The sequence below is a fragment of the Rhodoferax sp. MLSD5-FHT05B10 genome, assembly GCF_058793415.1.
In genome coordinates this window covers 201,004-224,926 of sequence record NZ_JBXAFT010000002.1, presented here as the reverse complement: position 1 = coordinate 224,926, position 23,923 = coordinate 201,004, and the positions used below count along the sequence as shown (strand labels likewise).

At 63.0% G+C, this 23,923-nt stretch carries 19 protein-coding genes; 12 read left to right on the top strand and 7 right to left on the bottom strand.

All coding sequences use genetic code 11. From position 1 onward, the window contains the following. Positions 1–231 precede the first annotated feature (231 nt). From AC1Q5W_RS03710 to AC1Q5W_RS03695, 4 genes are all read right to left on the bottom strand, one after another. Positions 232–801, bottom strand: a complete 570-nt coding sequence (locus AC1Q5W_RS03710; RefSeq protein WP_492704070.1) for a DUF3828 domain-containing protein — start codon at positions 799–801, stop codon at positions 232–234. Next, positions 776–5,584, bottom strand: coding sequence for an RHS repeat-associated core domain-containing protein (locus tag AC1Q5W_RS03705; RefSeq protein WP_492704068.1), 4,809 nt, complete (start codon positions 5,582–5,584; stop codon positions 776–778). The genes AC1Q5W_RS03710 and AC1Q5W_RS03705 overlap by 26 nt, the downstream gene beginning before the upstream one ends. 171 nt (positions 5,585–5,755) lie before the next feature. Continuing rightward, the gene (locus AC1Q5W_RS03700; protein WP_492643805.1) at positions 5,756–6,691 is read right to left on the bottom strand and encodes a DMT family transporter; all 936 of its coding nucleotides are present in this window, start codon (positions 6,689–6,691) and stop codon (positions 5,756–5,758) included. Between the two features lie 2 nt (positions 6,692–6,693). Next, positions 6,694–7,641 carry a DUF808 domain-containing protein gene (locus AC1Q5W_RS03695; RefSeq protein WP_492643806.1) on the bottom strand — a complete coding sequence of 316 codons (948 nt, stop codon included), beginning with the start codon at positions 7,639–7,641 and terminating at the stop codon, positions 6,694–6,696. Between the two features lie 102 nt (positions 7,642–7,743). Here AC1Q5W_RS03695 and AC1Q5W_RS03690 point away from each other — a divergent pair, with 102 nt between their 5' ends. Continuing rightward, a complete protein-coding gene (locus tag AC1Q5W_RS03690; RefSeq protein ID WP_492643807.1) occupies positions 7,744–8,214 on the top strand; it encodes an SRPBCC family protein in 471 nt (156 codons plus the stop codon). Between the two features lie 5 nt (positions 8,215–8,219). On the opposite strand, the gene ahr is transcribed toward AC1Q5W_RS03690, so the two are convergent. Continuing rightward, the gene (gene ahr / locus AC1Q5W_RS03685; RefSeq protein ID WP_492643808.1) at positions 8,220–9,236 is read right to left on the bottom strand and encodes an NADPH-dependent aldehyde reductase Ahr; all 1,017 of its coding nucleotides are present in this window, start codon (positions 9,234–9,236) and stop codon (positions 8,220–8,222) included. A 147-nt stretch (positions 9,237–9,383) separates the two neighbouring features. On the opposite strand from ahr, the gene AC1Q5W_RS03680 reads away from it, so the two are divergent. Beyond that, entirely contained in the window at positions 9,384–10,502 is a 1,119-nt protein-coding gene (locus AC1Q5W_RS03680; RefSeq protein ID WP_492643809.1) for a beta-ketoacyl-ACP synthase III, read from the top strand. A gap of 28 nt (positions 10,503–10,530) precedes the next feature. On the opposite strand, the gene AC1Q5W_RS03675 is transcribed toward AC1Q5W_RS03680, so the two are convergent. Next, positions 10,531–11,058, bottom strand: a complete 528-nt coding sequence (locus AC1Q5W_RS03675) for a GNAT family N-acetyltransferase (protein ID WP_492643810.1) — start codon at positions 11,056–11,058, stop codon at positions 10,531–10,533. Between the two features lie 183 nt (positions 11,059–11,241). Here AC1Q5W_RS03675 and AC1Q5W_RS03670 point away from each other — a divergent pair, with 183 nt between their 5' ends. From AC1Q5W_RS03670 to AC1Q5W_RS03635, 8 genes are all read left to right on the top strand, one after another. After that, positions 11,242–12,936 carry an AMP-binding protein gene (locus AC1Q5W_RS03670; RefSeq protein ID WP_492643811.1) on the top strand — a complete coding sequence of 565 codons (1,695 nt, stop codon included), beginning with the start codon at positions 11,242–11,244 and terminating at the stop codon, positions 12,934–12,936. 91 nt (positions 12,937–13,027) lie between these two features. Further along, positions 13,028–14,665: a bifunctional UDP-sugar hydrolase/5'-nucleotidase UshA gene (ushA, locus tag AC1Q5W_RS03665; protein ID WP_492643812.1), complete on the top strand. Its 1,638-nt coding sequence runs from the start codon at positions 13,028–13,030 to the stop codon at positions 14,663–14,665. A gap of 12 nt (positions 14,666–14,677) precedes the next feature. After that, complete coding sequence (locus AC1Q5W_RS03660; protein WP_492643813.1) at positions 14,678–16,885, top strand: hybrid sensor histidine kinase/response regulator; 2,208 nt, start codon at positions 14,678–14,680, stop codon at positions 16,883–16,885. Next, on the top strand, positions 16,875–17,540 hold the full coding sequence (locus AC1Q5W_RS03655) for a pseudouridine synthase (protein WP_492643814.1): 666 nt from the start codon (positions 16,875–16,877) through the stop codon (positions 17,538–17,540). Before AC1Q5W_RS03660 ends, AC1Q5W_RS03655 begins: the two co-directional genes overlap by 11 nt. Positions 17,541–17,601: 61 nt before the next feature. After that, entirely contained in the window at positions 17,602–18,456 is an 855-nt protein-coding gene (locus AC1Q5W_RS03650) for a 3',5'-nucleoside bisphosphate phosphatase (protein ID WP_492643815.1), read from the top strand. 35 nt (positions 18,457–18,491) lie between these two features. Beyond that, entirely contained in the window at positions 18,492–19,115 is a 624-nt protein-coding gene (locus tag AC1Q5W_RS03645) for an L-threonylcarbamoyladenylate synthase (RefSeq protein ID WP_492643816.1), read from the top strand. 59 nt (positions 19,116–19,174) lie between these two features. Beyond that, positions 19,175–19,843: a site-2 protease family protein gene (locus AC1Q5W_RS03640; RefSeq protein ID WP_492643817.1), complete on the top strand. Its 669-nt coding sequence runs from the start codon at positions 19,175–19,177 to the stop codon at positions 19,841–19,843. A gap of 38 nt (positions 19,844–19,881) precedes the next feature. Then, complete coding sequence (locus tag AC1Q5W_RS03635; RefSeq protein ID WP_492643818.1) at positions 19,882–21,174, top strand: tryptophan--tRNA ligase; 1,293 nt, start codon at positions 19,882–19,884, stop codon at positions 21,172–21,174. A gap of 15 nt (positions 21,175–21,189) precedes the next feature. Here AC1Q5W_RS03635 and AC1Q5W_RS03630 read toward each other — a convergent pair whose 3' ends face one another. Further along, entirely contained in the window at positions 21,190–22,347 is a 1,158-nt protein-coding gene (locus AC1Q5W_RS03630; protein WP_492643819.1) for an HD-GYP domain-containing protein, read from the bottom strand. 90 nt (positions 22,348–22,437) lie between these two features. Here AC1Q5W_RS03630 and AC1Q5W_RS03625 point away from each other — a divergent pair, with 90 nt between their 5' ends. Next, positions 22,438–23,070, top strand: coding sequence for an FABP family protein (locus AC1Q5W_RS03625; RefSeq protein WP_492643820.1), 633 nt, complete (start codon positions 22,438–22,440; stop codon positions 23,068–23,070). A 278-nt stretch (positions 23,071–23,348) separates the two neighbouring features. Next, a complete protein-coding gene (locus tag AC1Q5W_RS03620) occupies positions 23,349–23,894 on the top strand; it encodes a DUF4402 domain-containing protein (protein ID WP_492643821.1) in 546 nt (181 codons plus the stop codon). Positions 23,895–23,923 lie beyond the last annotated feature (29 nt).

Genomic DNA, 23,923 nt, shown 5'->3' with positions numbered 1-23,923 from the left:
GCTCCGCCAGTCAAATGCCGTGCGAAACATTTTTCCAACCTCTACTTCAGATTGGTTCAAAAATTCAAAGAAACTTCTACTATGGCCAGGGGGCAGGAGTGATTTCAATAATGGTTTGAACTTTCCCGTCAGTGGATTCAAAGATCAACTGTTTTCACACAGAACGGACAAACGCACCAGACGAAATAGTGACCTCAACGCCAACGTGCAAAAACTACAGATGACGAGTGGCTATTTTTTTTTAATAGGATGTTCCAGGATTTGACGAAGACATTTCGTATGCCTGTAACAAACGTCACTGATGCGCCACCCACGATCCACCATTTCCATTTTGTACTCCACTTGAATCATCTGACCTGTACTTGGGTACCTAAATTGAACCGCAACATGCTGGTTTTTATCAAGCTCAAGGACGCGCAAATTCCTTGCTTGAGGATCTTGCGACGCATAAATTGGATCAAAATCCAAGTTGCATATCTCAGAAGATTCCCGCGCGCACTCGAAATCTTGGCGAATCAATTTGGCAAGAGCATCGGTGAAATACTGGGCCAGAACTTCTTCCGATTCAGCAATTAAGTCTTTCTTTCCTCGAACTGGTTTCGCAGAAACCACCCAAGCGTAGTCTTGATAAAGACGTTGCACAACCATTTGCGCTGACTCATTTTTTTGCGCAGGTACTGGAGTCGCCTTTGCATTGAGAGTCATACAAGCCAAGAAAAATAAGCATAAAGAACCATATTGAACCCACAAGTTCAAAGTACGCATATTGAGCCCCTTACTGACATCCACAATCACTGCCATTCACAGGGTAGCGATAGACCTGCATCGGTATCGTCTTATCCGCATAGGGTGACTGATTCTTTTGTTTGAAGTCCGAAATCCATTGCTGTCCGTCATACACCGCTATATGACCATAAGCATGCCGATCTGTGCGATCGATTACGGTAATATCGCCCTCCCGCGGTACATACTGCTCAGCGTGGATCGGAACATACCCGTTGCGTTGAACTGTAGTTGCGTAGTCCGCAGCAGCCACCGGATGCCCGCTTGTGTTGGCACCTGCGGCCTCCAGCCCGAGACGGACATACTTGGCACATTGTCCGTGGGAAGAAGAATACGCATTGGCATTCAACCAAGTGCTCATAGCAGGTATATCCAGCGAAGGTAGGTTCCAATATGGCCCATAGGGGCCCATCCTAGGGTTATCCAACCCGCGTGGGTCTATAAAGCGCAACGGGTTTCCCTCCACATATGCATATGTGTTTAACCCGCCTCTCACCCCAATCGGATCACTCTGCGTGTACCGCCCCTGGCTACCCTGGTACGACCGAAAATAGTTGTAGCTCAGCTTGCTTTCCTCATCCCAATACTGCCCGGAGAAACGCAGGTTCATCGTGATGGCCGGGTTGGTGGCCTTGAGCATCTGCGGCATATTCGTCACCGCTTGCTTCGGGTTGTGCGTGGCCCTGAGGATGCCCATGGGTTTGTTGTCGCCAAACGCGGAGTAGCTCCACTGCCACACCGGGCGATTGTCGTCGTCCGTGACCAGGCGGGGGGTTCCCAGGTGATCCGTGTGCACCGCATAGAAGCGGTGGTTGCGGTACAGGCCAATGAGCTGGGCACTGCCCGCCTCGGTGGGTAGCCAGAGGTACTCCATGCGCCCGGCGCTCTTGCTGCCGCCGTTACCGTATTCACCCAGCAGGTTGTAGCTGCCCAGTTGGCCGTCGCCATACACATAGCTTTGGCCCAGCAGGGTGGGTTGGCGGCTGTGGGCAAACAGCCAGCCAAAACTGTTCTGGAGCCAGTGAAGGAAATCACCACCGAGTTCGTCTGCATCCGGCTTGGCCTGCGTGACCTGCGGTTCGCTCTTGAAGACGCGCTGGCCTAGGGCGTTGTGCAGGTAGACCACTTTGCTGGCGTTGTCATGCGCCCCGGGGTGAGTTTGACCTCTTTGCACCTGGCTCAGGCGGTTGGCAGCGTCGTAGCCAAACTGGCGCAGGCCATCGCTGGTGAGGTTTCCCGTCTCGTCCAGACTGTAGTTGACCTGGGTGCTGGTACTGGTCACTACCGCTTGGCCTTTGGCGTTGGTACGGTTGACGGTTTGGGTTTGGGTGAAGCCCAACAGGCGGTTGCTGGTAGCCGCAATGAGCAGGGCCTGAGCGGTAGTTTGCGTGGTGTCACTCTGGTCGAAGTCGCCGTCCAGGTCAGTGTCGCTGGTGGTGGTATCGATGCTGCTGAGGCGATTGCTGTTGGCGTCGTAGGTATAGCGGGTGCTGGCACCGCCGCCACTGGTGCGGGCGAAGCTGGTAAGGCGGTCGCGGGCGTCGTAGCCAGCACTCCAACTGATGGGGGTACTGCCGCCTTGGGTGCGCAGAGCTTGCGTGATGGCAGTGATGCGTCCGGCGGCGTCGTATTGGTAGCTGGCGAACTCGTTGGCAGTCATGCGGCCATCGGCATCGAAGCTTCTTTGGGCTACGTCGGTGTTGCTCCAGTTCCAGCTCTGGGGCTTGCCCAGCGCGGTGTAGGTCAGGTTAGCTACAAAACTTTGCAGGGGTTGGTTCCAGCCGGGTTGCTGCACATCCACCTGCACGATGCGGCCCACGTTGGCGCCACTGCCCAGTCGGTAGTAGACCTTCAAGCCGCTAGGGTAAGTAACTTGGGCCAGCGTGCCGCCGGGGTGGTAGGCATAGGCCGTGGTGGTGGTGCTGGGGTAGCCGGGGTTGTCTGCCACCGTCTGCGTTTTTTGCAGAACACGGCCGAAGGCATCGCGGGTGTAGCGGGTGCTGCCGCTGGCGTCCGTCACCTCAACCACATTGCCTTGGGCGTCGTAGCCCAGGGTTTGAGTTTTGCCGTCGGCCAAAGTGATCAAAGTGGGGCGGCCCAAGGCGTCGCGGTCATAGCGGGTGGCTTGGCCGCGTGCATCGGTTTGAGCGCTGACGTAGCCTGCAGCGTCGCGCGTATAGGTGGTCGTGCCGCTATCGGGGCTGGTTTCTTGCAGTACCTCACCCCAGGCGTTGCGCACGTAGGTGGTGGTAACGCCTTTGGGGTCGGTGGCGCTGGCGAGCTCGCCCAGGGCACTCCAGGCGGTGCTGGCCTGGGCGTTGTCGGGCAAGGTGATGGCAATGGGCCGGCGCAGGGCGTCCAGGGTTTGGCGGGTGGTGTGGTTCAGCGGATCGGTCTGGGCCACGGGTTCGCCATTGGCATCAAAACCAAACTGGGTACTTTGGCCTTGGCTGCCAGCCACAGCACTGATGCGGTTCAAGTTGCTGACCACGCGGCTGGTGGTGAACGCTATGTTGCCGCTGGGGTCTTTGAGATCTTCTCGCACGCGGTTGCCCATGGCATCCAGCGTGTAGACAATGGCATTGCCCCGATTGTCACTGGCAGCCACCAGGCGTTGGGCTGCGTCGTACTGGTAGCCAATGGCATAGCCATTGGGCAACGTCACGCTGGCGAGCTGGCCGCTGGGGGTATAAGTAAAGTGGGTTGATTCCGTGTCCGCGGTTTGCTGTACCAGGTGGCCACGCAGGTCGTAGCTGTAGGTGGTCAACAAACCGCCGGGCTCGCTCTGGGTGATCACCCGTCCGGCAGTGTCGTAGCTGTAGCGGGTGGTCTGGCCCAGGGAGTCTTGCACGCTGGTGCGGTTACCTGCACTGTCGTAATCAAAACGCCAGACTTGACCCAAGGGATTGGTCTGGGTGTCGATGAGATTGGCGGCGGTGTAGGTCCAGGCCCAGGTGCGGCTGGCGCCATTGCTGGGTCCGCTGGTGGTGTCGGTCACCGTTTCACTCAGGGCATTGCCGCGGTTGTCGTAGGTGTAACGGGTGGTGCGGCCGGGTTCGGTTACCTGCACGGGCAGACGCCAGGTGGGGTGCCACTGAATGCTGGTGGTAATCGCCTCGGGCCGGCCGGCGGCTTGCGTGGTGCTCAGCGGCAGGCGGCGATCAAGGTCCCAGGTGTAGAGGGTTTGCACTCCGGTGAAGTCGGTTTCCAGGTCGATCAGGCCGCTGGCGTTTTGCACACGACTGGCGGCGTCGCCACCACCAGAGCCGCTGGGCAAGGTGGCTGCGGTAACGGCCAGTTTGCCTTGGGTGGTGCCGTAGGTGTAGCTGCGGGTGGTGCCCAGGGGGTCGGTGACCTGGGTGGGAGCGTCTGTGCTGGCGGGGTAGACCACGCTGTATTGGTCGGCGCCCAAAGCATAGCCGCTCTGGGTTGCTCGGCCCTGAACGTCATAGACCACGGTGGCCAGACGGGTTCCGCGTTCGTCTACAACGCCGGTCACCGATTGGGGCCAGCGACTGTCTTCATACAAATAAGTTTTAGATACGTTGCCGGGGTAGACAACACCAATCAGGCGCAGTGCGCTATCAAAGGTATAGCTTATGGTTTGACCATCGGGTGTGGTGACGCTGGCGAGCTGGCCCGCGCTGTTGTAGCTGAAGGTGATGCTGCGGCCAAAGGCATTGGTTATTTGGCTAAGCTGATTGGCACTGTTGTAGGTGTAGCTGGTAGTCCAGCCGTTGCGTTCGGTGATATTCAGGAGCATGCCGCCAATATTGAACTGTAGAGTGGCGTCGTCTTCTGCACGGGTGAGGAGGTAACCAGTTTGGTTGGTACCAGGAATTGTGTTGGTTACGATACGGCTAGTGCCGCTGGCGGGGCGCCACTCGTTGGTGTTGGCAGTTTTAGCGAAATCACTATTGCTACCTGACGGCTCCTTAAGGCGCAGCAGGTCTACGCTGACAGTTTGTAGGCTGAGGCTATGGTTGTGCGCCCAGCTTTGTCCCAAACCGGGGTTGGTCGCAAAGCCGGGGGCACCGTTGATGGACCAACGGCTGCGGTAGCTGCGCTCAAGGTTGATGGGGTGGGCACCCGGGTCTGCGTAGTCGGTGTGGGTGTAGTACTTCTCACCAGTAGCGGGGATGATGGGTGCTTTGGTTGAGAAACCGGACTGTGATTGGGCACTGCATATTTGCGGACCCGTGCGTTCTGGTTCGGGATATTTGGTTGGAATAACTACCGAAATTGGCACTTGGCATACGCCATTGACTCGGTCTTGCCCAGTAGGGCAAGTGGATTTACAGGCGACGAGCTCGTTCACACCTGCAAGGTTTTTATATACCGCAGTGAATCCTTCCTTGCAATACGGCACTGTGTCTCTTAAAACCGCAACGCCCCAATTGGCATCTACGGAGTGTCCCCATCCTCGAACTTCCACTCCATTGACTTGCGCGACAGTGCGGGTCCAGCACAGGTTGTAGTCATAGTGCGTTTGTCCAACAGGTAGCCAGCTAATTGCACCGCCGCCACTAAAGGCACAGCTAATAGCCGCGGAAACCGCACCTTCACTTGGATATCCATTGGCGTATCCAAGTTTTACTTTGCAGGCTTGGAGGGTATTTTCTGGATACAGAAAGCCAGTTTCCACGCACGTGCTGTATATGGTCGGTTTGTAATCCGGCGATACACAGATCGCCTTGCCGTCAGGACTTATACCGGCGCAATCTGATTCGGCACTGTTGGCCACACCTGCATAGAAGCTACTCAAGCCAACAAATAAAAATACTTGAAGCAAGAAACGCATTTGTAAGATCCTCCCTTTTTTTTGCGCCACTATAACCATCAAGTCGCGCCAACGATCGCAGGAGGTTCGCCGACTGCCCGCTGTATCGGCGCAAAAACAACACAAACCGCGGCCCCCTGTGAACAGGGACGGTCAGCCGCCAGGAGCACGGGTTATGGCAACCGCGAAAATTCAGACTCGCGCCCGGCTGCACACAAACACCCCTGCAATCACCAGCGCGGTGCCGGCCACCAGCCAGGCCGTGAACGGCTCGCCCAGCACCAGCACACCCATGATCATGGTGGACATGGGGCCCACCATGCCGACCTGGGCGGCCAGGCCGGAGCCGATGCGCTCGATGGCCATCATGACCATCATCACGGGCACCACGGTGCACAGCGTGGCATTGAGCACGGAGAGCCAGACCACCTGCGGCGCCACCGCCAGCACGCTGTCCAGCGGCCGCAGGACCACAAACTGCGCAATGCACAACACACAGGCCACCGAGGTGGCCAGCCCCACCAGGCGCAGGGAGCCCAGGCGCTGCACCATCTCGCCGCTGTAGAACAGGTACAGCGCGTAACTCACGGCGCTCAGGAACACCAGCACCGCGCCCAGCGCCACGTCGGCGCCCTGCAGCGTGACCTCGTGGCCAAACACCAGCAGCACACCGGCATAGCTGATGGCCATACCCGCCATCTGCCGCCGGCCAATGTGCCGCCCGGCCAGCACCAGCCCCAGCAGCAGCACCAGCGTGGGGTTGAGGTACAGGATGAGCCGCTCCAGCGACGCGGTAATGTAGGCCAACCCGGCGAAGTCGAGAAAACTCGCCAGGTAGTAGCCGGTCACGCCCAGCCAGACCACGCCCAGCACGTCCTTGCACGTCAGGGGCGCCACCGGTTTGCCGGCCCGGGGGCGGCTGGCCCACCAGCTCATGGCCACAAAGAACGGCAGCGCAAACAGCATGCGCAGCATGATGAGGGTGACCGCATCCACACCATAGCGGTAGGCCAGCTTGACGATGATGGCCTTGCCGCTGAAGGCAATGGCGCCAAGCGTGGCCAGCAGCAAACCGGTTGCTATGGATTTAGGAGCTATTTGCGCAGAAGACACGGGGGTTACAGGCATTTTTATCTGAATTTTGCTGCTACACGCTGGCTGGCTGTGAGCCCCAGCAACGCCAGCGCCCCGGCGGCCACGCCCACCAGCGCATTCAGGCACACGGGCAGCAGGGCCTGCACGGCGCCGCCCAGCGCGCCCGATGCCGCCACCGCCTGCGCCACCAGCGCCAGCACCCCGTGGTGCAAAGGCCCCAGCCCATGGACCAGAATGCCGCCGCCCACCAGGAACATGGCGGCCGTACCCACCACCGCCAGCGTCTTCATGAGCCAGGGCGCCGACCGCAGCAGCCCCCGGCCCAGCGCCTGCCGCGCCCCGGCCCACGCGCCCGAACCCGGTTTCTTGCTGAGATAGAGGCCCACGTCGTCAATCTTCACGATGCCGCCCACAATGCCGTACACGCCCAGGGTCATCACCACCGCCACGCCCGCCAGCACCACCAGCTGCGTCATCCAGGGGCTGGCCTGCACCGTGCCCAGGGTGATGGCAATGATCTCGGCCGACAGGATGAAGTCAGTGCGGATGGCGCCCTTGACCTTGTCGCGCTCCAGGGCCAGCAGGTCCACCGCCGGGTCGGCCAGGGCCTGCAGCAGTTCGTCCGCATGGGCCTGGTCCTCGGCGTCGCTGTGGAAGAACTTGTGTGCCAGCTTCTCGAAGCCTTCCAGGCACAGGTAGGCGCCGCCCACCATGAGCAGGGGCGTCACCGCCCAGGGCAGGACGATGCTGATGAGCAGTGCCGAGGGCACCAGAATGAGCTTGTTGACCAGTGAGCCCTTGCACACCGCCCACACCACCGGCAGCTCCCGATCTGCCGTGACGCCGGCCACCTGCTGGGCGTTGAGCGCCAGGTCGTCACCCAGCACGCCCGCCGTTTTCTGGGCCGCCACCTTGGAGAGCACGGCGACGTCGTCCAGGATAGTGGCAATGTCGTCAATCAGGGCAAGAAGGCTGCTGGCCATGGGGGTAAATCAGGAGTGAACAGGCACCCATTGTCGCCGCAGCGCCCGCTGGCGTGCAGTAACATGCCTGCACCTTTCTACAACCACCATCAAGGAGCAACCATGGCTGTCACTGTCAAGGTCGAACTGGGCTATGAATTTGCTGTCAAGGCGTCCGCCAAGGACGTGTTCGACGTGCTGTCCGACGTGCCCACGTCGGCCAGTTTCTACCCCAAGGTCGACAAGCTGGTGGACCTGGGCGGCGGTGCCTACCGCTGGGAAATGGAAAAGATCGGCCTGGCGCAGGTGAACCTGCAGACCGTGTACGCGTCCAAATACGTGTCCAACAAGGCCAAGGGCACGGTGGTGTGGACCCCGGTCAAGGGCGAAGGCAACGCCCTGGTGTCGGGTAGCTGGAAGATCACCGACAACAAGAAGTCCACCCAACTGGTGCTCACCATTGAAGGCGAGCTGACCATTCCCCTGCCTGGCCTCATGAAGATGATCATCGCCCCCGTGGTGGAGGCCGAGTTCGAGAAGCTGACCGAGCAGTACATCGCCAACCTCACCAAGCGGTTCGGCGGCGAGGCCTGAACCGCTCAGCTGAAGTCCGCGTCCAGCACCACGCGGTAGCGGGCCTTGCCCGAGCGCAGGTGGTCCAGCGCATCATTCATGCGGTTCATGGGGAAGTGCTCCACCTGGGGCGCAATGCCGTGGCGGGCGCAGAACTCCAGCATCCTGGTCAGCACGGTCGGCGATGGCGTCGGCGAGGCCGAAATGCTGCGCTGCCACGACAACAGGCCACCCGTCTTCACCTTCATGGCCTCGGTCACCACGCCCACCATGTGCAGCCGCCCCTTGGGGGCCAGGGTGGACAGCAGTGCGTCCCACTCCAGGCTGGCACCGGCGGTGACCAGCAGGAAGTCCAGGCTGCCGGCAATCGCCTTCAGCGCCTTCACGTCCACGCTGCTCACGGTGTGGTGCGCGCCCAGCAGCAAGGCCTCTTCGCGCTTGGACGGCGTAGAGGTAAAGGCCGTGACCTCGCAGCCCCAGGCCCGGGCGAACTTCACCGCCAGGTGGCCCAGCCCGCCAATGCCGACCACGCCCACCTTGTCGGTGGGCTTGATGTCATGGATCACAAACGGAAGGAAGGCCGTGCCGCCACCGCACATGAGCGGCCCGGCGCTGGAGGGCTCCAGTCCCTGTGGAATGGGCAGGCTCCAACTCCAGTGCGCACGCACGCGGTCAGCAAAGCCGCCATGGCGGCCGATGATGGTGGGCTGGCGCTTGGTACACAGGTTCTGCTCGCCCCCCATACAGAAGTTGCAGTGGCAGCAGCTGTGGCTGTGCCAGCCCAGGCCCACGCGCTGGCCCAGCACGCGGCCCTTGGCCTGGTCGCCCACCGCCACCACGGTGCCGATCACCTCATGGCCGGGCACCAGGGGGTAGGTGGCGGGGAACCATTCGCTGTCCACCATGGCCAGGTCGGAATGGCACACGCCACAGTACTCCACGGCAATTTCCACATCTTCGGGGTGCATCGGACCCGGGTCAAAATCCAGCCGCTCCAGTGCGCTCCCCGCCTGCGTGGCAGCCCATCCGCGAAACAAAGCCATGGTCAGTCTCCTATAAAAGACCAAGATTAATGCTTTTGCTCCGAAAATGCCGGGCGTACCTGTAACACCCGCGACGGCAGAAACCCGGCGCATAATCAGCCCGGCATTGGACCTAGCCAATGCGGATTTACCAAAAAGCCCATCACCATGCATCGTGTCGCCATCAGCAGCACCGGCCTTTTCACGCCGCCCGAAGTCATCACCAATGAAGAGCTGGTCGCAGCCTTCAACCAGTACGTCCACCTGGAAAACGCGAAATACGCCGCCGAGATCGCCGCCGGCACCCGCGCCGCGCTGACCGAGTCGAACGTTGAGTTCATTGAGAAAGCGTCCGGCATCAAGCGCCGCTATGTGATGGAGAAAAGCGGCGTGCTCGACCCCCGGCGCATGCGCCCGGTCTTCACGGCCCGTCCCGACTCCGAGCTGTCGCTGATGGCCGAGATGGGCGTCAAGGCCGCCCAGGACGCGCTGGCCAAGGCCGGCAAGACTGCTGCCGACGTGGACGCCGTCATCTGCGCCGCCGCCAACATGCAGCGCCCCTATCCCGCCATGGGCGTGGAGATCCAGACCGCGCTGGGCGTCCAGGGCTACGCGTTTGACATGAACGTGGCCTGCTCGTCGGCCACCTTTGGCATCGAGATGGCCACCAACGCCGTGCGCACCGGCTCGGCACGTGCCGTGCTGGTGGTCAGCCCGGAGCTGCCGTCGGCCCACCTGGCCTGGAAAGACCGCGACTGCCACTTCATCTTCGGCGACGTGTGCACGGCCGTGCTCGTGCAGCGGCTGGACCTGGCGCCTGCGGGTTCCTTTGAAATTCTGGGTACGCGCCTGCTCAGCACCTTCTCCAACGCCATCCGCAACAACGCCGGTTTCATGTCGCGCGCCGAAGACCGCGACCCGGAAGACCGCGACCAGCTCTTCCGCCAGGAAGGGCGCAAGGTGTTCAAAGAGGTGTGCCCCATGGCCGCCGAGCACATTGCCGGCCACCTGGCGTCGCTGGATCTGCAACCCACGCAGGTGCGCCGTTTCTGGCTGCACCAGGCCAACCTGTCCATGAACCAGCTCATCAGCCGCAAGCTACTGGGGCGCGACGCCACCCTGGACGACGCGCCGGTGATCCTGGACGAATTTGCCAACACCGCGTCGGCAGGCTCCATCATCGCCTTCCACCGCCACCACGCCGACATCCAGCCGGGTGATGTGGGGGTCATCTGCTCGTTCGGAGCGGGTTACTCCATCGGCAGCGCGATCGTCAAGAAACTGTAGGGAGAGGGCCCCACTGGGGCCCGGCCACTCAGGCCAGCGCGCGCTTCAGGCGAATTTCTTCCACCTTCACCGGGCCGATGGCAACGGTCTTGGCGGAGTTGAGTTCGCGCTTGAAGCCGGCCAGGTCGTGAAAGCGCAGCGCCCGGTCGTTGGCAATGGGCACCCAGATGGAAACGTGGGTGCACCCTTCCTCCTGCAGTCCCTCACGGGCGGCATCCCACAGCGCCAGCCCCACACCTTTGCCCCAGTAGGGCTGCGCCACGTAGATGGCCCAGATTTCGCCCATGGTGGGGGGCGTGCCCTTGTCACGGGAGCGGTCAAAACCGACAAATCCCACGATCTTGTCGTCATCCAGCGCCACCTGCACCTGCGGCTCGGCGTACTCAATGGCTTCGCGCCAGTAGGCCTGGCGCTTGTCCAGGGGCATCAGGGGAATGGGGGTGTCCATCACCGCAGATTGGAAAGCCTCGCGTACCGTGGCGTTGTGCAATTCAGCGATGGCTTTGGCATCGCGCAAAGTGGCGGGGCGTACCTTGTAGGTTGTCGTACTGGACATGTCTGAGCGTCAACTTAAAACAGAAATTGGGAAAAGTCTGCAATTGTCGCCGCAAACGCCTTGCAGGCCTCTGACAAGGCCGCCGCCAACGGGACATGTCCGCCAACCAGACCTAGGGTCAACACCATTGCCGGCGCGCCAAGGCGGGCTGGAGAATGCAAGAAACCATTCTCCAGATCGACAATGACTGCACCCCTCACGGTTACCCCGGACGACCTGCCCCTGCAATGCCTTTACCGCTGGGAACGCGAGCGCGGCGACCGGATCTACCTGACCCAGCCCATGGGCGGCGGGGCCGTGCAGGACCTTTCCTGGCGCCAGGCCGCCGACCAGGTGCGACGCATGGCCGGCTGGCTGCAGGCCCAGGGCTGGCCTGCCGGCAGCCGGGTGGCCATCATCGGCAAGAACAGCGCCCACTGGGTCCTGGCGGACCTGGCCATCTGGATGGCGGGCCATGTATCCGTGCCGATCTACCCCACCTTCAACGCCGAGGCGCTGTCCTACATCCTGCAGCACAGCGAGAGCCGGGCCTGCTTTGTCGGCAAGATGGACGACAGCAGCCAGTTGCAGGCCGGCGTGCCGGCAGGTGTCCCCCTGGTGGCCCTGCCCCTGGCGCCCGCCGCCATCGCGGCGCTGCAGTGGAATACGCTGCTGGCGCAAACCCCACCCGTTCCAGGCATGCCCGTGCGCGACCCGGACGACGTCGGCACCATCATCTACACCTCGGGCACCACCGGCAAACCCAAGGGCGTGGTGCACACGTTCCGGGCCATGGCATGGGCGGTCACCAGCGGCACCCAGCGGGTGCGCATGGACAGCGGCGACCGCTTCATCTCCTACCTGCCGCTGGCCCATGTGGCCGAACGCATGCTGATCGAACAGGGCTCCCTGCGCTATGGCAGCCACATCTTCTTTGCCGAGTCGCTCGACACCTTCCTGCAGGATCTGCAGCGCGCCCGCCCCACCATCTTTTTTTCGGTGCCCCGCCTGTGGGTCAAGTTCCAACAGGGCATATACGCCAAGATGCCCGCGCACAAACTCCAGACCCTGCTGCGCCTGCCGCTCATCGGCTCGCTGGTGCGCCGCAAAATCCTCAGAGGCCTGGGCCTGGACCACTGCCGCCTGGCCGCCGGGGGTGCAGCCCCCATGCCGCCCGACGTGCTGCAGTGGTACCGCAACCTTGGCCTGGACCTGATCGAGGTCTACGGCATGACCGAAAACTGCGGCGCCTCCCACTCCACCTTGCCGGGTTCGCACCAGACCGGTTCCGTCGGCCTGCCCTACACCGGAGTGGAAAGCCGCATCGACCCCGAAACCGGCGAAATCCTGATGCGCAGCCCTGCACTGATGCAAGGCTACTACCGGGAGCCCGAGCAGACCACCGCGGCCCTGACGGCCGACGGCTGGCTGCGCACCGGGGACAAAGGCAGCATCGATGCCGGCGGCTTCCTGCGCATCACCGGGCGCGTCAAGGACATCTTCAAGACCAGCAAGGGCAAGTACGTGGCCCCCGCGCCCATCGAGGACCTGCTGGTGCTGCACCCCGACATTGAAGCCTGCGCCGTGACCGGCGCCGCATTGGACCAGCCCATCGGGCTGGTCATGCTGTCACAGGACGCCACCGCAAGAAGCACCTCCCGGGACTACCGGGAGACCCTGACCGCCTCCCTTCAGCAGCACCTGAATACCGTCAACGCGCGCCTGGAGCCGCATGAGAAGCTCGCTTGCCTGGCCGTCGTCACCACTCAATGGACGCCAGAAAACGGCATGGTGACGCCCACCCTCAAAGTCAAGCGTCCGCGCATTGAAGACGCCTATGCGACCCGCTATGCCGAGTGGCTCCGCCAGGGCCAACCGGTGGTGTGGGCCGGCCCCTGAATGGCGTGCTCCGGTTGCGCCCACCGGCCGGGCCGCAGAGGAGTTTGATATAAACCAAGGCGCTGCGCTCCAGCACCGCCAACCCCACGCCATGCCACTCCACACCCGCTTCTTCGCCACCTGGGTCATCCTGACCCTGGCCGGCTGTTCCAGCCTGCCACCGCAAGGACCGGAAAAGGACAAGACTTACGCCATCACCGTGTTGCACACCAACGACCACCACGGCCGGTTCTGGCACAACCGCGACGGCGAGTACGGCATGGCGGCCCGCAAGACCGTGGTGGACGCCATCCGGTCCGAAGTAGCCGCCGCCGGGGGCTACAGCCTGCTACTCGACGGCGGGGACGTGAACACCGGCGTACCCGAGTCCGACCTCCAGGACGCCGTGCCCGACTTCAAGGGCATGAACCTGCTGGGCTACGACGCCATGGCGGTGGGCAACCACGAATTCGACAAAAGCCCCGCCGTGCTGGCCATGCAGCGCCAGCTCGCACAGTTTCCGCTGCTGTCCGCCAACATCTACGCCGGGGGGCGGCGCCTGTTTGAACCCTACAAAATTTTCAATCTGGGTGGCGTGCGCGTGGCGATTATCGGGATGACCACCGACGACACCCGGAAAATGGCCAACCCGGAAAACATCCGAGGTCTTGAGTTTCGCAGCCCCCTGCAGGAAGCCGCGCAGGTGGTCCCCGAGGCACGCGCGCAGGCCGACATCGTGATTGCCGCCACGCACATGGGACACTACGAAAACGGCAACCACGGCACCCAGGCGCCGGGAGACGTGGAGATGGCGCGCGCCGTTGCGGGCATCGATCTGGTGGTGGGCGGGCACACGCAGAACCCGGCCTGCATGCGGGCCGAGAACGTGCTCGACAGGGCCTATGTGCCGGGCACGCCGTGCCAGCCCGACCGGCAGAACGGCACCTGGATCGTGCAGGCCCATGAGTGGGGCAAATACGTGGGTCGTGCTGACTTCCAGTACCGCAACGGCACCTTCACGCTGGTGCGCTACGCGCTGATCCCCATCAACCTCAAACATGCCGTGACCAGCGCCGATGGCCAGACCCAACTGGAGCGCTACGCCCCGGCCATTGCCGAAAATCGGGAGATGCTGCAACTGCTGCAGCCCTACCAGGACTTCGGCCAGCAAAAGCTGCTGGTGGATGTGGGCCGCAGCGACACGCGGCTGGAGGGCACCCGTGCCCTGGTGCGCCGCCAGCCCACCGATCTGGGCGTTCTGATCGGCGAGGCCATGCGGGAGAAAACCCGGGCCGATTTCGCGGTGGTGAACGCCGGCGGCATCCGTGACTCGCTGCCGGCGGGCACCATCAGCTACAAGGACATCCTGAAGGTCCATCCCTTTGGCAACACGCTGGTCACACTGGACCTGACCGGGCAGGAGGTGCTGGACTACCTCGCCCACGTGGTGCAGATCAGCCCCGGCTCCGGTGGCTTCCCCCATTTCGCGGGTATCCGCCTGCGCATTGCTGCCGGCGCTGTCCGGGAGGCCACCATCCAGGGCGCTCCCATTGATCCCGCAAAGACCTACCGCATGGCCATCCACCAGTTCATGGCCGTGGGTGGCGACGGCTACCCTGCCATGACCGGACACCCCAGCTATGTCAACACAGGTTTTGTGGACGCCGATGTGCTGCGTGGCTACATTGCAGCCCACAGTCCGCTCCAGGCCGCGCGCTTTACGCCGGGCGACAGCGTGGTCCGCAACTGATACCCTGACGCCATGAACAGCCCTGCCCGCCGCAAAAAGTTCCGCTTCATTCCGCGCCCCGCCTCCCTGTCGGGCAAGACCAGGCACGGCCCGCAGGACCTGATCCTGGACGGCTATGCCCCCACCCAGATGATCGAGGACCTGCGCAAGTACCAGTCCGAACTGGAAGTGCAGAACAAGGCCCTGCGGTACAGCCAGCAGGAAGCGGAAGGAGCATCGGAGCGCTTTGCCACCCTGTTTTCCAGCGTGCCACTGGCTCTGATGGTGGTGGACGAAGAGGGGCTGGTCATGGCCAGCAACGCCATGGCCCTGCGCCTTTTCCAGCCGCTGGAAAGCGATCCGCCGCTGAACTTCCTATTGCCGTTTGTCGGCCCGGACCACACCGATGTCGTGGCTGTCGCCTTCCTCAACGCCAAGATGACGGGGACCGCCGAGGTCAACGAAATTGCCTTCCTCGCCGGCTCGCAGGGAACCTTCACCGGCGACCTGCACATTGCACGCATCGAAAATCCGCAGGACGACCTGGCCCACTTCATCTGCGCCATCATCGACCAGGGGCCGCTGCTGGCCCAGCGGCGCGCCCTGCAGGTCAGCGCCGACATCCTGCGCCAGCGCAACGAAGACCTGCTGCTCAGCGAAAACCGCATGGCAGCCATCATCAACTCGTCACTGGACGCCATTTTGTGCATTGATGAGAACCAGTGCATCACCGTGTTCAACCCGGCCGCCACGACCCTGTTCGAATGCTCGGCAGAAATGGCCTTCGGCAGCAAGCTCGGCCGCTTCCTGCCCGATGTGGAAAAGGCGCTGGAGTCCGGCAAGGTGCCGGCACAAAGCACGCTGGGCGAATTCCAGGCCACCACCCTGAAGGGGCGCGAGATCTTTGTCGAAATCAGCATTTCGCTGGAACGGCGTCTGCGCGCCCGCAACCCGCTGACCCCGGCCCGCAGCACCGATATTGCCCAGCGGGAACGCCAGCCCGGGCATGGCGCAATCACCACCATTTTTGCGCGTGACCTGACGTCCCGCAAGCGGGCCGAGACCCAGCGCCTGGCGCTCGAGACCCAATTGCGCGAGTCACAGAAAATGCAGGCCATGGGCACCATGGCCGGAGGCATTGCGCACGACTTCAACAACATCCTGAGCGCGATTCTGGGCAACGTGGACCTTGCCAAGCAAGACACGGCATCAGACTCGCCGGCCTTTCCCAGCCTGAAGGAAATCGAGAAGGCCGGACGGCGCGCCCGCGATCTGGTTCGCCAGATCCTGACCTTCAGCCGCAATGAACTCCCCAAGCGCATCCCCATCCATCTGGCGGAAGTGGTGGACGAGACGGTCCGCCTGGCCAAAGTGACCCTGCCGCCGTCCGTGGAGTTGCGGGTCATCGTGGCACCCGACAGCGCACCGGTCCTGGCCGACGCGACCCAGGTACAGCAGGCCCTTTTGAACCTGTGCACCAACGCGATTCTCGCCATCGGCGACGAAAAAGGATCGGTCACCATCGAGCTGGCCAATTGCGTGCTCGACCACGCGCCAACGGGCAACATGGGCTTGCCCCCCGGGCGCTACGTCACTCTCACGGTGCGGGACACCGGCAAGGGCATGTCACCGGAAACCCTGCAGCGGGTGTTTGAGCCTTTTTTCACCACCCGCGTGGTGGGTCAGGGAACGGGCCTGGGCCTGTCCGTGGTCCACGGCATCATGCAGACCCACCAGGGCGCCATCGATGTACAGAGCGAGCCCGGCAAGGGCAGCGTGTTTACCCTGTACTTTCCCGCTACCCAGGGTGACGCAGCCGCCACCTCCCCCGAGGTGCCCAACGTCCCCCAGGTGCAAGGCAAGGGCCGCCATGTCATGTACGTGGACGACGACCAGGCGCTGGTCTTCCTGATCTCGCGGGTGCTGACCCGCAAAGGATTCGCCGTCACGATGTTCACCGACCCCCACGAAGCCCAAGCCGCCCTGCAGGCCGACCCGCAAGCGTTCGACCTGCTGGTGACCGACTACAACATGCCAGGCTACAGCGGCGTCGACCTGCTGCGCCAGGCCAAGCGGATTCGTCCGGATTTGCCGGTGGCGCTGGCGTCGGGGTACGTCACGCCCGAGCTGGAGCAAAGCGCCATCCGCGAGGGCGCCAACGCGCTCATCTACAAGCCCAACGATGTCAACGAGTTCTGCGAAACCGTGCAACGCCTGATCACCGGACAGGATGCAGCCTGATCTGCCGCCGCACGAAGGCGGCGTCCACGTCCTGTACGCGGACGAAGCCCTCGTCGTATTGAACAAGCCGACCGGGCTGCTGGCCGTGCCGGGCCGCGGCGCCGACAAGCAGGACTGCCTGAGCGCGCGGGTGCAGAGCCTCTACCCCGATGCATTGGTCGTGCACCGGCTGGACATGGCAACCTCCGGCCTGGTCGTGATGGCCCGTGGTGCCCCCGCGCAACGGCTGCTGAGCGAGGCTTTTGCCCAACGGCAGGTGCACAAGCGCTATGTGGCCGTCGTCAGCGGCCAGCTGGCACCCACCGCAGGCGGATGGCAGACCATTGATCTGCCCATCCTGGTGGACTGGCCCAACCGCCCCCGTCGCATGATCGACTGGCAGCAAGGCAAGGCCAGCGTCACCCGTTGGCAAGTGATGCAGTTCGACCCGGAGCACCACACCACCCGCGTCGAACTGGAGCCCGTGACCGGGCGCACCCACCAGTTGCGCGTGCACCTGCAGGCGATCGGCCACCCCATCCTGGGCGACGCACTGTACGCGCCACCTGCGGTGCTCGCCCAGGCGCAACGCCTATTGCTGCACGCCTGCGCGCTGGCATTTGCCCACCCCGTAGACGGGCGCGCCCTGCAGTTCTGCTGCCCTGCCGATTTCTGAGCCAGCCTCCGGGTAAAGCCGGCGCCCGGCAAGCCGGCCGCCCTGCGCCTAAAATGGCATAGTGACCCACCTACTGAACGCCGACCTCCATTGCCACTCTGTTGTTTCTGACGGTACGCTCACGCCAGAAGAGCTGGCAGCGCGCGCCAGCGCCAACGGCGTCGAGCTGTGGGCCTTGACCGACCATGACGAGGTAGCCGGCCAGCACCGCGCCCTGGACGCCGCCCATGCACAGGGCATGCGCTACCTGACGGGAACCGAAATCTCGGTCACCTTCATCGGCCAGACCGTCCACATCGTGGGGCTGGGGTTCGACCCCCTCAATGAAGAGCTGGTGCGCGGACTCCACCGCACACGGGGCGGACGGGAACTGCGGGCCATGGAAATGGCCGAAGGGCTGGCCAAGGTGGGCATCAAGCACGCGTACGAGGGCGCACTCAAGTTCGTGGGCAATCCGGAGCTGATTTCGCGCACCCACTTCGCCCGCTTTCTAGTGGAAAGCGGCGTGTGCAAGGAAACCAACGAGGTATTCCGCAAGTACCTGACCGAAGGCAAGCCCGGCTATGTGCCCCACCGCTGGGCTTCGCTCAAGGATGCCGTCAGCTGGATTACCGGCGCGGGTGGCATGGCCGTTATTGCCCATCCGGCGCGTTACAAGTTCACCCCCACCGAAGAGTTTGCGCTGTTCACCGAATTCAAGAATCATGGAGGCCAGGGCGTTGAAGTGGTCACCGGCAGCCACAGTGCAGCCGAGTACGTGACCTACGCCGAAACCGCCCGCGAATTCGGCCTGGCCGCGTCCCGCGGCAGCGACTTCCACAGCCCAGACGAAAGCCACACCGAGCTGGGCACCCTGCCCCTGCTGCCAGGCAACCTCACTCCGGTGTGGGAATCGCTGGCGGCACGCATCCAATAAACCTTTCCGACTCCACCTGAGATCGTCCCAACGGCATGGCCCAGTACTTCGAAGTTCACCCCGAAAACCCCCAACCCCGCTTGCTGAAGCAGGCCGTTGCCCTGCTGGAAAAGGGCGGCATTCTGGCCGTACCCACCGACTCCAGCTACGCGCTGGTCTGCCACCTGGATGACAAAGCCGCCGTCGACACCATGCGGCGCATTCGGGGGGTTGACGACAAACACCACCTCACCCTGCTGTGCCGCGACCTGAGCGAACTGGCCAGCTACGCCAAGGTCGACAACACACAGTACCGCCTGCTCAAGTCGGTCACGCCGGGACCGTTTACCTTCATTCTGGAAGCCAGCAAGGAAGTGCCGCGCCGGGTCAGCCACCCCTCGCGCAAGACCATTGGCCTGCGCGTGCCCGAACATGCCGTGCTCCAGGCCCTGCTGGCCCTGCACGAAGGCGCGCTGCTGGCCACAACCCTGATTGCACCCGGTGAAACCGAGCCCTTGAACGACGCCGCCGACATCCGTGACCGCTTTGAAAAGCTCCTGGCGGGAATCGTGGATGCGGGCGCGTGCGCACAGGAGCCCACCACCGTGATCGACCTGACCGGCAGCGAACCCGAGGTGCTGCGCCAGGGACGGGGCGACCTGGCCCGCCTGGGACTCTAGGCTGGCCCACGGCTTTCGCCCCATACTTCAGCCCCAAACCACCCCAGGATTTCCGACACGTGGCCCTTGCAAACCTCATCCAAACCGTAGCCCTGTATGCCCTGCCGGTGCTCTTTTCGATCACCCTGCACGAAGCCGCACACGGCTATGCGGCGCGGCATTTCGGTGACAACACTGCCTGGAAAATGGGCCGGGTCACGCTGAACCCCATGCGCCACGTCGACCCCATGGGCACCATCGTGATGCCGTTGTTGCTGTACTTTGCCACCTCCGGGGCCTTCCTGTTCGGCTATGCCAAACCGGTTCCCGTGCGCTTTGGCAATTTGCGCAACCCCAAGCGCGACATGGTGTGGGTCGCGCTGGCCGGGCCTGGCGCCAACCTGGTGCAGGCCCTGCTGTGGGGCATTGCGCTGTACGTGCTGCAGGGCGCTGGCGTCTCGGAGCCCTTCTTTCTCAAGATGTGCCAAGGCGGCGTGCTGGTCAACGTGGTGATGTTTGCCTTCAACCTGTTTCCCCTGCCGCCACTGGACGGTGGCCGCATCCTGGTCGGACTGCTGCCCCACCGCCAGGCCCTGCTGGTGTCACGCCTGGAGCCGTGGGGATTCTTCATCGTCATGGCACTGGTCATCATGGGGGTGATCAGCACGCTGTGGATGCAGCCCGTGATGGCGCTCACCTTTGGCCTGCTGGATTTCCTGCTCACCCCTTTCGCGGCCCTGATCCGGTAAGCACCCCCACCCCGCTTCACCTACTTACTGTCTTCCCCATGAGTTCCACACGTTTTCTGACCGGCATCACCACCTCAGGCACCCCCCACCTGGGCAACTACGTCGGCTCCATCCGGCCCTCTGTGCGGGCCAGCCAGGCCGACCATGTGGAAAGCTACTACTTCCTGGCCGACTACCACGCGCTCATCAAGATCGACGAACCCTCACGCATCCAGCGCTCCACGCTGGAGATTGCTGCCAGCTGGCTGGCCGCGGGGCTGAACCCCGAGCGTGTCACTTTTTACCGCCAGTCCGACATCCCCGAGATTCCGGAACTCACCTGGCTGCTCACCTGCGTGACCGGCAAGGGCGTGCTCAACCGGGCCCATGCCTACAAGGCCGCCGTCGACAAGAACGGCGCGTCCGGCCAGGACCCCGACATGGACGTGAGTGCCGGGCTGTTCATGTACCCGGTGCTAATGGGGGCCGACATCCTGATGTTCAACGCCCACCTGGTGCCGGTGGGTCGCGACCAGATCCAGCACATCGAGATGGCGCGCGACATGGCCAACAGCTTCAACCACCGCTATGGCGAGCACTTCGTGCCTCCGCAAGCGGTGATCGAGGAATCGGTGGCCACGCTGCCCGGGCTGGATGGTCGCAAGATGAGCAAGAGCTACGACAACACCATTCCGCTGTTCGCCCCGCGTGAGCAGCTCAAGAAACTGATTGCCGGCATCAAGACCGATTCCCGCGCCCCCGGCGAACCCAAAGACACGGAAGGCTCGGCCCTGTTCCAGATTTACCAGGCCTTTGCCAGCGACGAGGAAGCGCAGGCCCTGCGTAGCGCCTACGCCAATGGCATCGCCTGGGGCGATGCCAAGCAAATCCTCTTCGAACGCATTGACCGCGAAATTGCCCCCATGCGCGAGGCATATGAAGACCTGATCAACCATCCGGCAAAAATTGAAGCCATCCTGCTGGCCGGCGCTGCCAAGGCGCGCCAACGCGCCACGCCCTTCATGGCCGAGCTGCGCCACGCCGTGGGCTTGCGCAAACTCGGTGAGCAGACCAAGACCGCGGCGCAAAAGGCCACCAAGACCGCCCTGCCCAGTTTCAAGCAATACCGCGAGGCGGACGGCCAGTTCCGCTTCAAGCTGGTGGACGCCCAGGGACGCCTGCTGCTGCAGAGCCTGGGATTTGAATCCCCCCGGCAGGCTGCACAAGCCATTGGCCTGCTGCAAAAACAGGGCGCCAGCGCCTTGCCAGAACTGACCAGCCAGCTGGAAGCGCTGGACGTGGACATGGCTGACGTAACCGCCGCATTGACGCAGTTAGCTGCAGCCGGATAGTCCCCGCTCGGTAATTCAGGACGGCGCGGCGTGGGGCGCCGCGCTGGCAAAGCCATACACCCGCTCGGGCGGCAGGCGCGCCACCAGAGTCCGGTCTGCCACGGCCTCGACAATGGCGAACGCGGGCAAGGCAGTATCGCGATGCTCCGTGTGCACCGTGGGGCGGCCCGCCACATCGGTAATGGCCGCCACGATCGGGCATTTGACCTTGTCCGTGCGCCGCATGACCACCCCTATTTCCCCGCTGACGAGCCGGACCACGTCACCGGGCGGAAAAATTCCCAACTCCTTGATGACGGCGCTCGACAGGGCTCCCCCCTGGTCCTCCCGGAACATCTGCTTGGCGGCGTCCTGGAGCGTCATCGCCGAGCGCAGCTTGCGCACCGTGATCCGGGCCATGAACACATCCGCCGTGCGCAACGCAAGCGCCACCTCCGACACGTCGCTCAAACCCTGCGGATAGCCTGTGCTATCCGGGCGCTCATGGTGCTGGGCGACCGCACGCAGCCAGTCCCCGTCGTCCACACCCGCCTGCACCAGCCAGTCGGCAGCCTCCTGCGGATGGCGGCGCAGCAGCGCTTTCTGGCTTTCCCAGGGCGCAACGTCCTGGTTGGACAACTGCCCCTGCAGATCCAGCACCGCCATGTTCATGGTGATGGCCGCCTTGACCAGGCTTGCGGCGCGCGCCTCGGGCCACTGCAGCCGCCGGGCCATCAGAAGACACAGGATGGCGGTATGCACCGCATGGTTGTAACCGTAGAGAAAAGGGTCCTCGGACTCCTGGCGGATGGCGTGGTAAAGGGCGATATCCACATCCTGGTCCACCCGCGCAATCAAGTCCGCGGCAAACACCTCCACCCGCTCCACCAGACCGGGCGTGTGTGGCACCTTGAGCATGAGCTTGCGCATTTCATCACCACTGCGGTCCCACAGACCAAACAGATTCAGCACACGCGGGATGCTACGCTCGGGCAAGGGTGCCTCATGCAATTCAACGGCCCGGGCCTCCTGCGCATCCACAAAGGCACCGCGCAGCAGCAACAGCTCCAGCTGGTGCTCGCTGTCGATCACGTGCCCGCGCAACAGCAGCAGGTTGCTCTGTTCGTCGCGAACATTCCAGGGCAGGGGCTTTCCCACATGCACCTTGAAACGCGGCAGGCGCAACAGTTTCATGAACAGTCCTTTGGACACGCAAAGTCGAATTGTGCCGCCGAACGGCATCGGGCGGGGACGTTATGCTGGAAGCTGATACATGGAGCCCACATGAGCCACTACCCCAACGACATCTACACCGAGCCCGCCAACGTCGACGCCGACACCCTGCGCAACCTGGGGCCACTGCGTGCCATGGCAGGCATCTGGCAAGGCGTGCGCGGCCTGGACGTCAAACCCAAGGCCGAAGGCCCGAAAAAACAGGCGTTCGTCGAACGCTTCGAGCTGCAGCCCATCGACCCGCAAACCAATGGTCCCCAGCTGTTCTACGGTTTGCGCTACCACACCCACATCACCAAGCCCGAGCAGAGCAAGACCTACCACGATCAGGTGGGCTACTGGCTGTGGGAACCCGCCACCGGCACGGTGATCCAGACCCTGGCCATCCCCCGGGGACAGATCGCCATGGCCGTCGGCCATGCCGCCGCCGATGCCACGCAGTTTGAACTGGTGGCGCAGCGCGAGTCCACCACCTACGGCATCTGCTCCAACCCGTTTCTGGAGCATGCATTCAAGACAGTGGAATACCGCATCCAGGTCACGTTCCACCCCGACGGCACCTGGTCCTACGACGAAGACACGGTCATGGTGATTCGCGGCCAGACCGAGCCCTTTCACCACACCGACCGCAACACCCTGCACAAGATCGGCGAGCCCGAACCCAATCCGCTGGCCCGTCGCTAGGCCCGCGTCCGACGCCTCCGCCCAACCGGCCGGCCGGCCGGGGCGAACCGTCCCCTTTTTTCCTGCCAACACCCCCAGCAGCCCTGAGACCGGCATGGCGCCGCTGTTCGCGTGTTTCATTAAATTTCTACAAAAATCGGTATTAATTGACACTTATCGTCAAATATTGTGTAATATTTTGTAAGACGCTGGTGACAACCCCACCAAAAAACCGTAGGGCCACAGGCGCCGCATGGGATGGAGCCCCCTTGCTCCGTTTATTCACAAAGGAGTTCACGATGAACACGACAATGCACAAGCTGGTAGTGGCAATGGGTACGGTGGTGATGGCCGGGGGCGCCTGGGCGGCCGACAACGCAACCGCGTCCGCATCTGCGGACGTGTTGACACCCATTTCAATTGCGAAGAACACGGACATGGCCTTCGGCAGCCTGGTGATCGGCAACGGCCTGGTGACGCTGAGTACGGCGGGCGCCCGGACCAAGGCCGGGACAACCGCCCTGCCAACCAGCGGCACCTCGCCCGCGGCGGCCAAATTCACCGTGACCGGTACGGGTGCCAATACCTTCTCGATCGACACCACGGGCAGTGACTCCACTCTTACGGACGGCTCTTCCAACACGATGGCCATCACCTGGCTGGTCGAAGCCCAATCGGGCACCACGGCGGCAAGCGGTATCACCAGCGCGGGCAACAACTCGACGACCGGCACACTCGCTTCCGGCACCGCGACCATTTACGGCGGCGGCCTGCTGACCGTGGGTGCGGCGCAGGTTGCGGGTGCCTACACCGGTAACCTCAAGATCACGGTAGCCTACAACTGACCGTGCGTTCCCGGCAGCGAACACCCCAT

Excerpts from the sequence above, each read along its gene's own strand:
- AC1Q5W_RS03710 (WP_492704070.1), bottom strand. The coding sequence starts at position 801 with ATGGCAGTGATTGTGGATGTCAGTAAGGGGCTCAATATGCGTACTTTG.
- AC1Q5W_RS03705 (WP_492704068.1), bottom strand. The coding sequence starts at position 5,584 with ATGCGTTTCTTGCTTCAAGTATTTTTATTTGTTGGCTTGAGTAGCTTC.
- AC1Q5W_RS03700 (WP_492643805.1), bottom strand. The coding sequence starts at position 6,691 with ATGCCTGTAACCCCCGTGTCTTCTGCGCAAATAGCTCCTAAATCCATA.
- AC1Q5W_RS03695 (WP_492643806.1), bottom strand. The coding sequence starts at position 7,641 with ATGGCCAGCAGCCTTCTTGCCCTGATTGACGACATTGCCACTATCCTG.
- AC1Q5W_RS03690 (WP_492643807.1), top strand. The coding sequence starts at position 7,744 with ATGGCTGTCACTGTCAAGGTCGAACTGGGCTATGAATTTGCTGTCAAG.
- ahr (WP_492643808.1), bottom strand. The coding sequence starts at position 9,236 with ATGGCTTTGTTTCGCGGATGGGCTGCCACGCAGGCGGGGAGCGCACTG.
- AC1Q5W_RS03680 (WP_492643809.1), top strand. The coding sequence starts at position 9,384 with ATGCATCGTGTCGCCATCAGCAGCACCGGCCTTTTCACGCCGCCCGAA.
- AC1Q5W_RS03675 (WP_492643810.1), bottom strand. The coding sequence starts at position 11,058 with ATGTCCAGTACGACAACCTACAAGGTACGCCCCGCCACTTTGCGCGAT.
- AC1Q5W_RS03670 (WP_492643811.1), top strand. The coding sequence starts at position 11,242 with ATGACTGCACCCCTCACGGTTACCCCGGACGACCTGCCCCTGCAATGC.
- ushA (WP_492643812.1), top strand. The coding sequence starts at position 13,028 with ATGCCACTCCACACCCGCTTCTTCGCCACCTGGGTCATCCTGACCCTG.
- AC1Q5W_RS03660 (WP_492643813.1), top strand. The coding sequence starts at position 14,678 with ATGAACAGCCCTGCCCGCCGCAAAAAGTTCCGCTTCATTCCGCGCCCC.
- AC1Q5W_RS03655 (WP_492643814.1), top strand. The coding sequence starts at position 16,875 with ATGCAGCCTGATCTGCCGCCGCACGAAGGCGGCGTCCACGTCCTGTAC.
- AC1Q5W_RS03645 (WP_492643816.1), top strand. The coding sequence starts at position 18,492 with ATGGCCCAGTACTTCGAAGTTCACCCCGAAAACCCCCAACCCCGCTTG.
- AC1Q5W_RS03635 (WP_492643818.1), top strand. The coding sequence starts at position 19,882 with ATGAGTTCCACACGTTTTCTGACCGGCATCACCACCTCAGGCACCCCC.
- AC1Q5W_RS03630 (WP_492643819.1), bottom strand. The coding sequence starts at position 22,347 with ATGAAACTGTTGCGCCTGCCGCGTTTCAAGGTGCATGTGGGAAAGCCC.
- AC1Q5W_RS03625 (WP_492643820.1), top strand. The coding sequence starts at position 22,438 with ATGAGCCACTACCCCAACGACATCTACACCGAGCCCGCCAACGTCGAC.
- AC1Q5W_RS03620 (WP_492643821.1), top strand. The coding sequence starts at position 23,349 with ATGAACACGACAATGCACAAGCTGGTAGTGGCAATGGGTACGGTGGTG.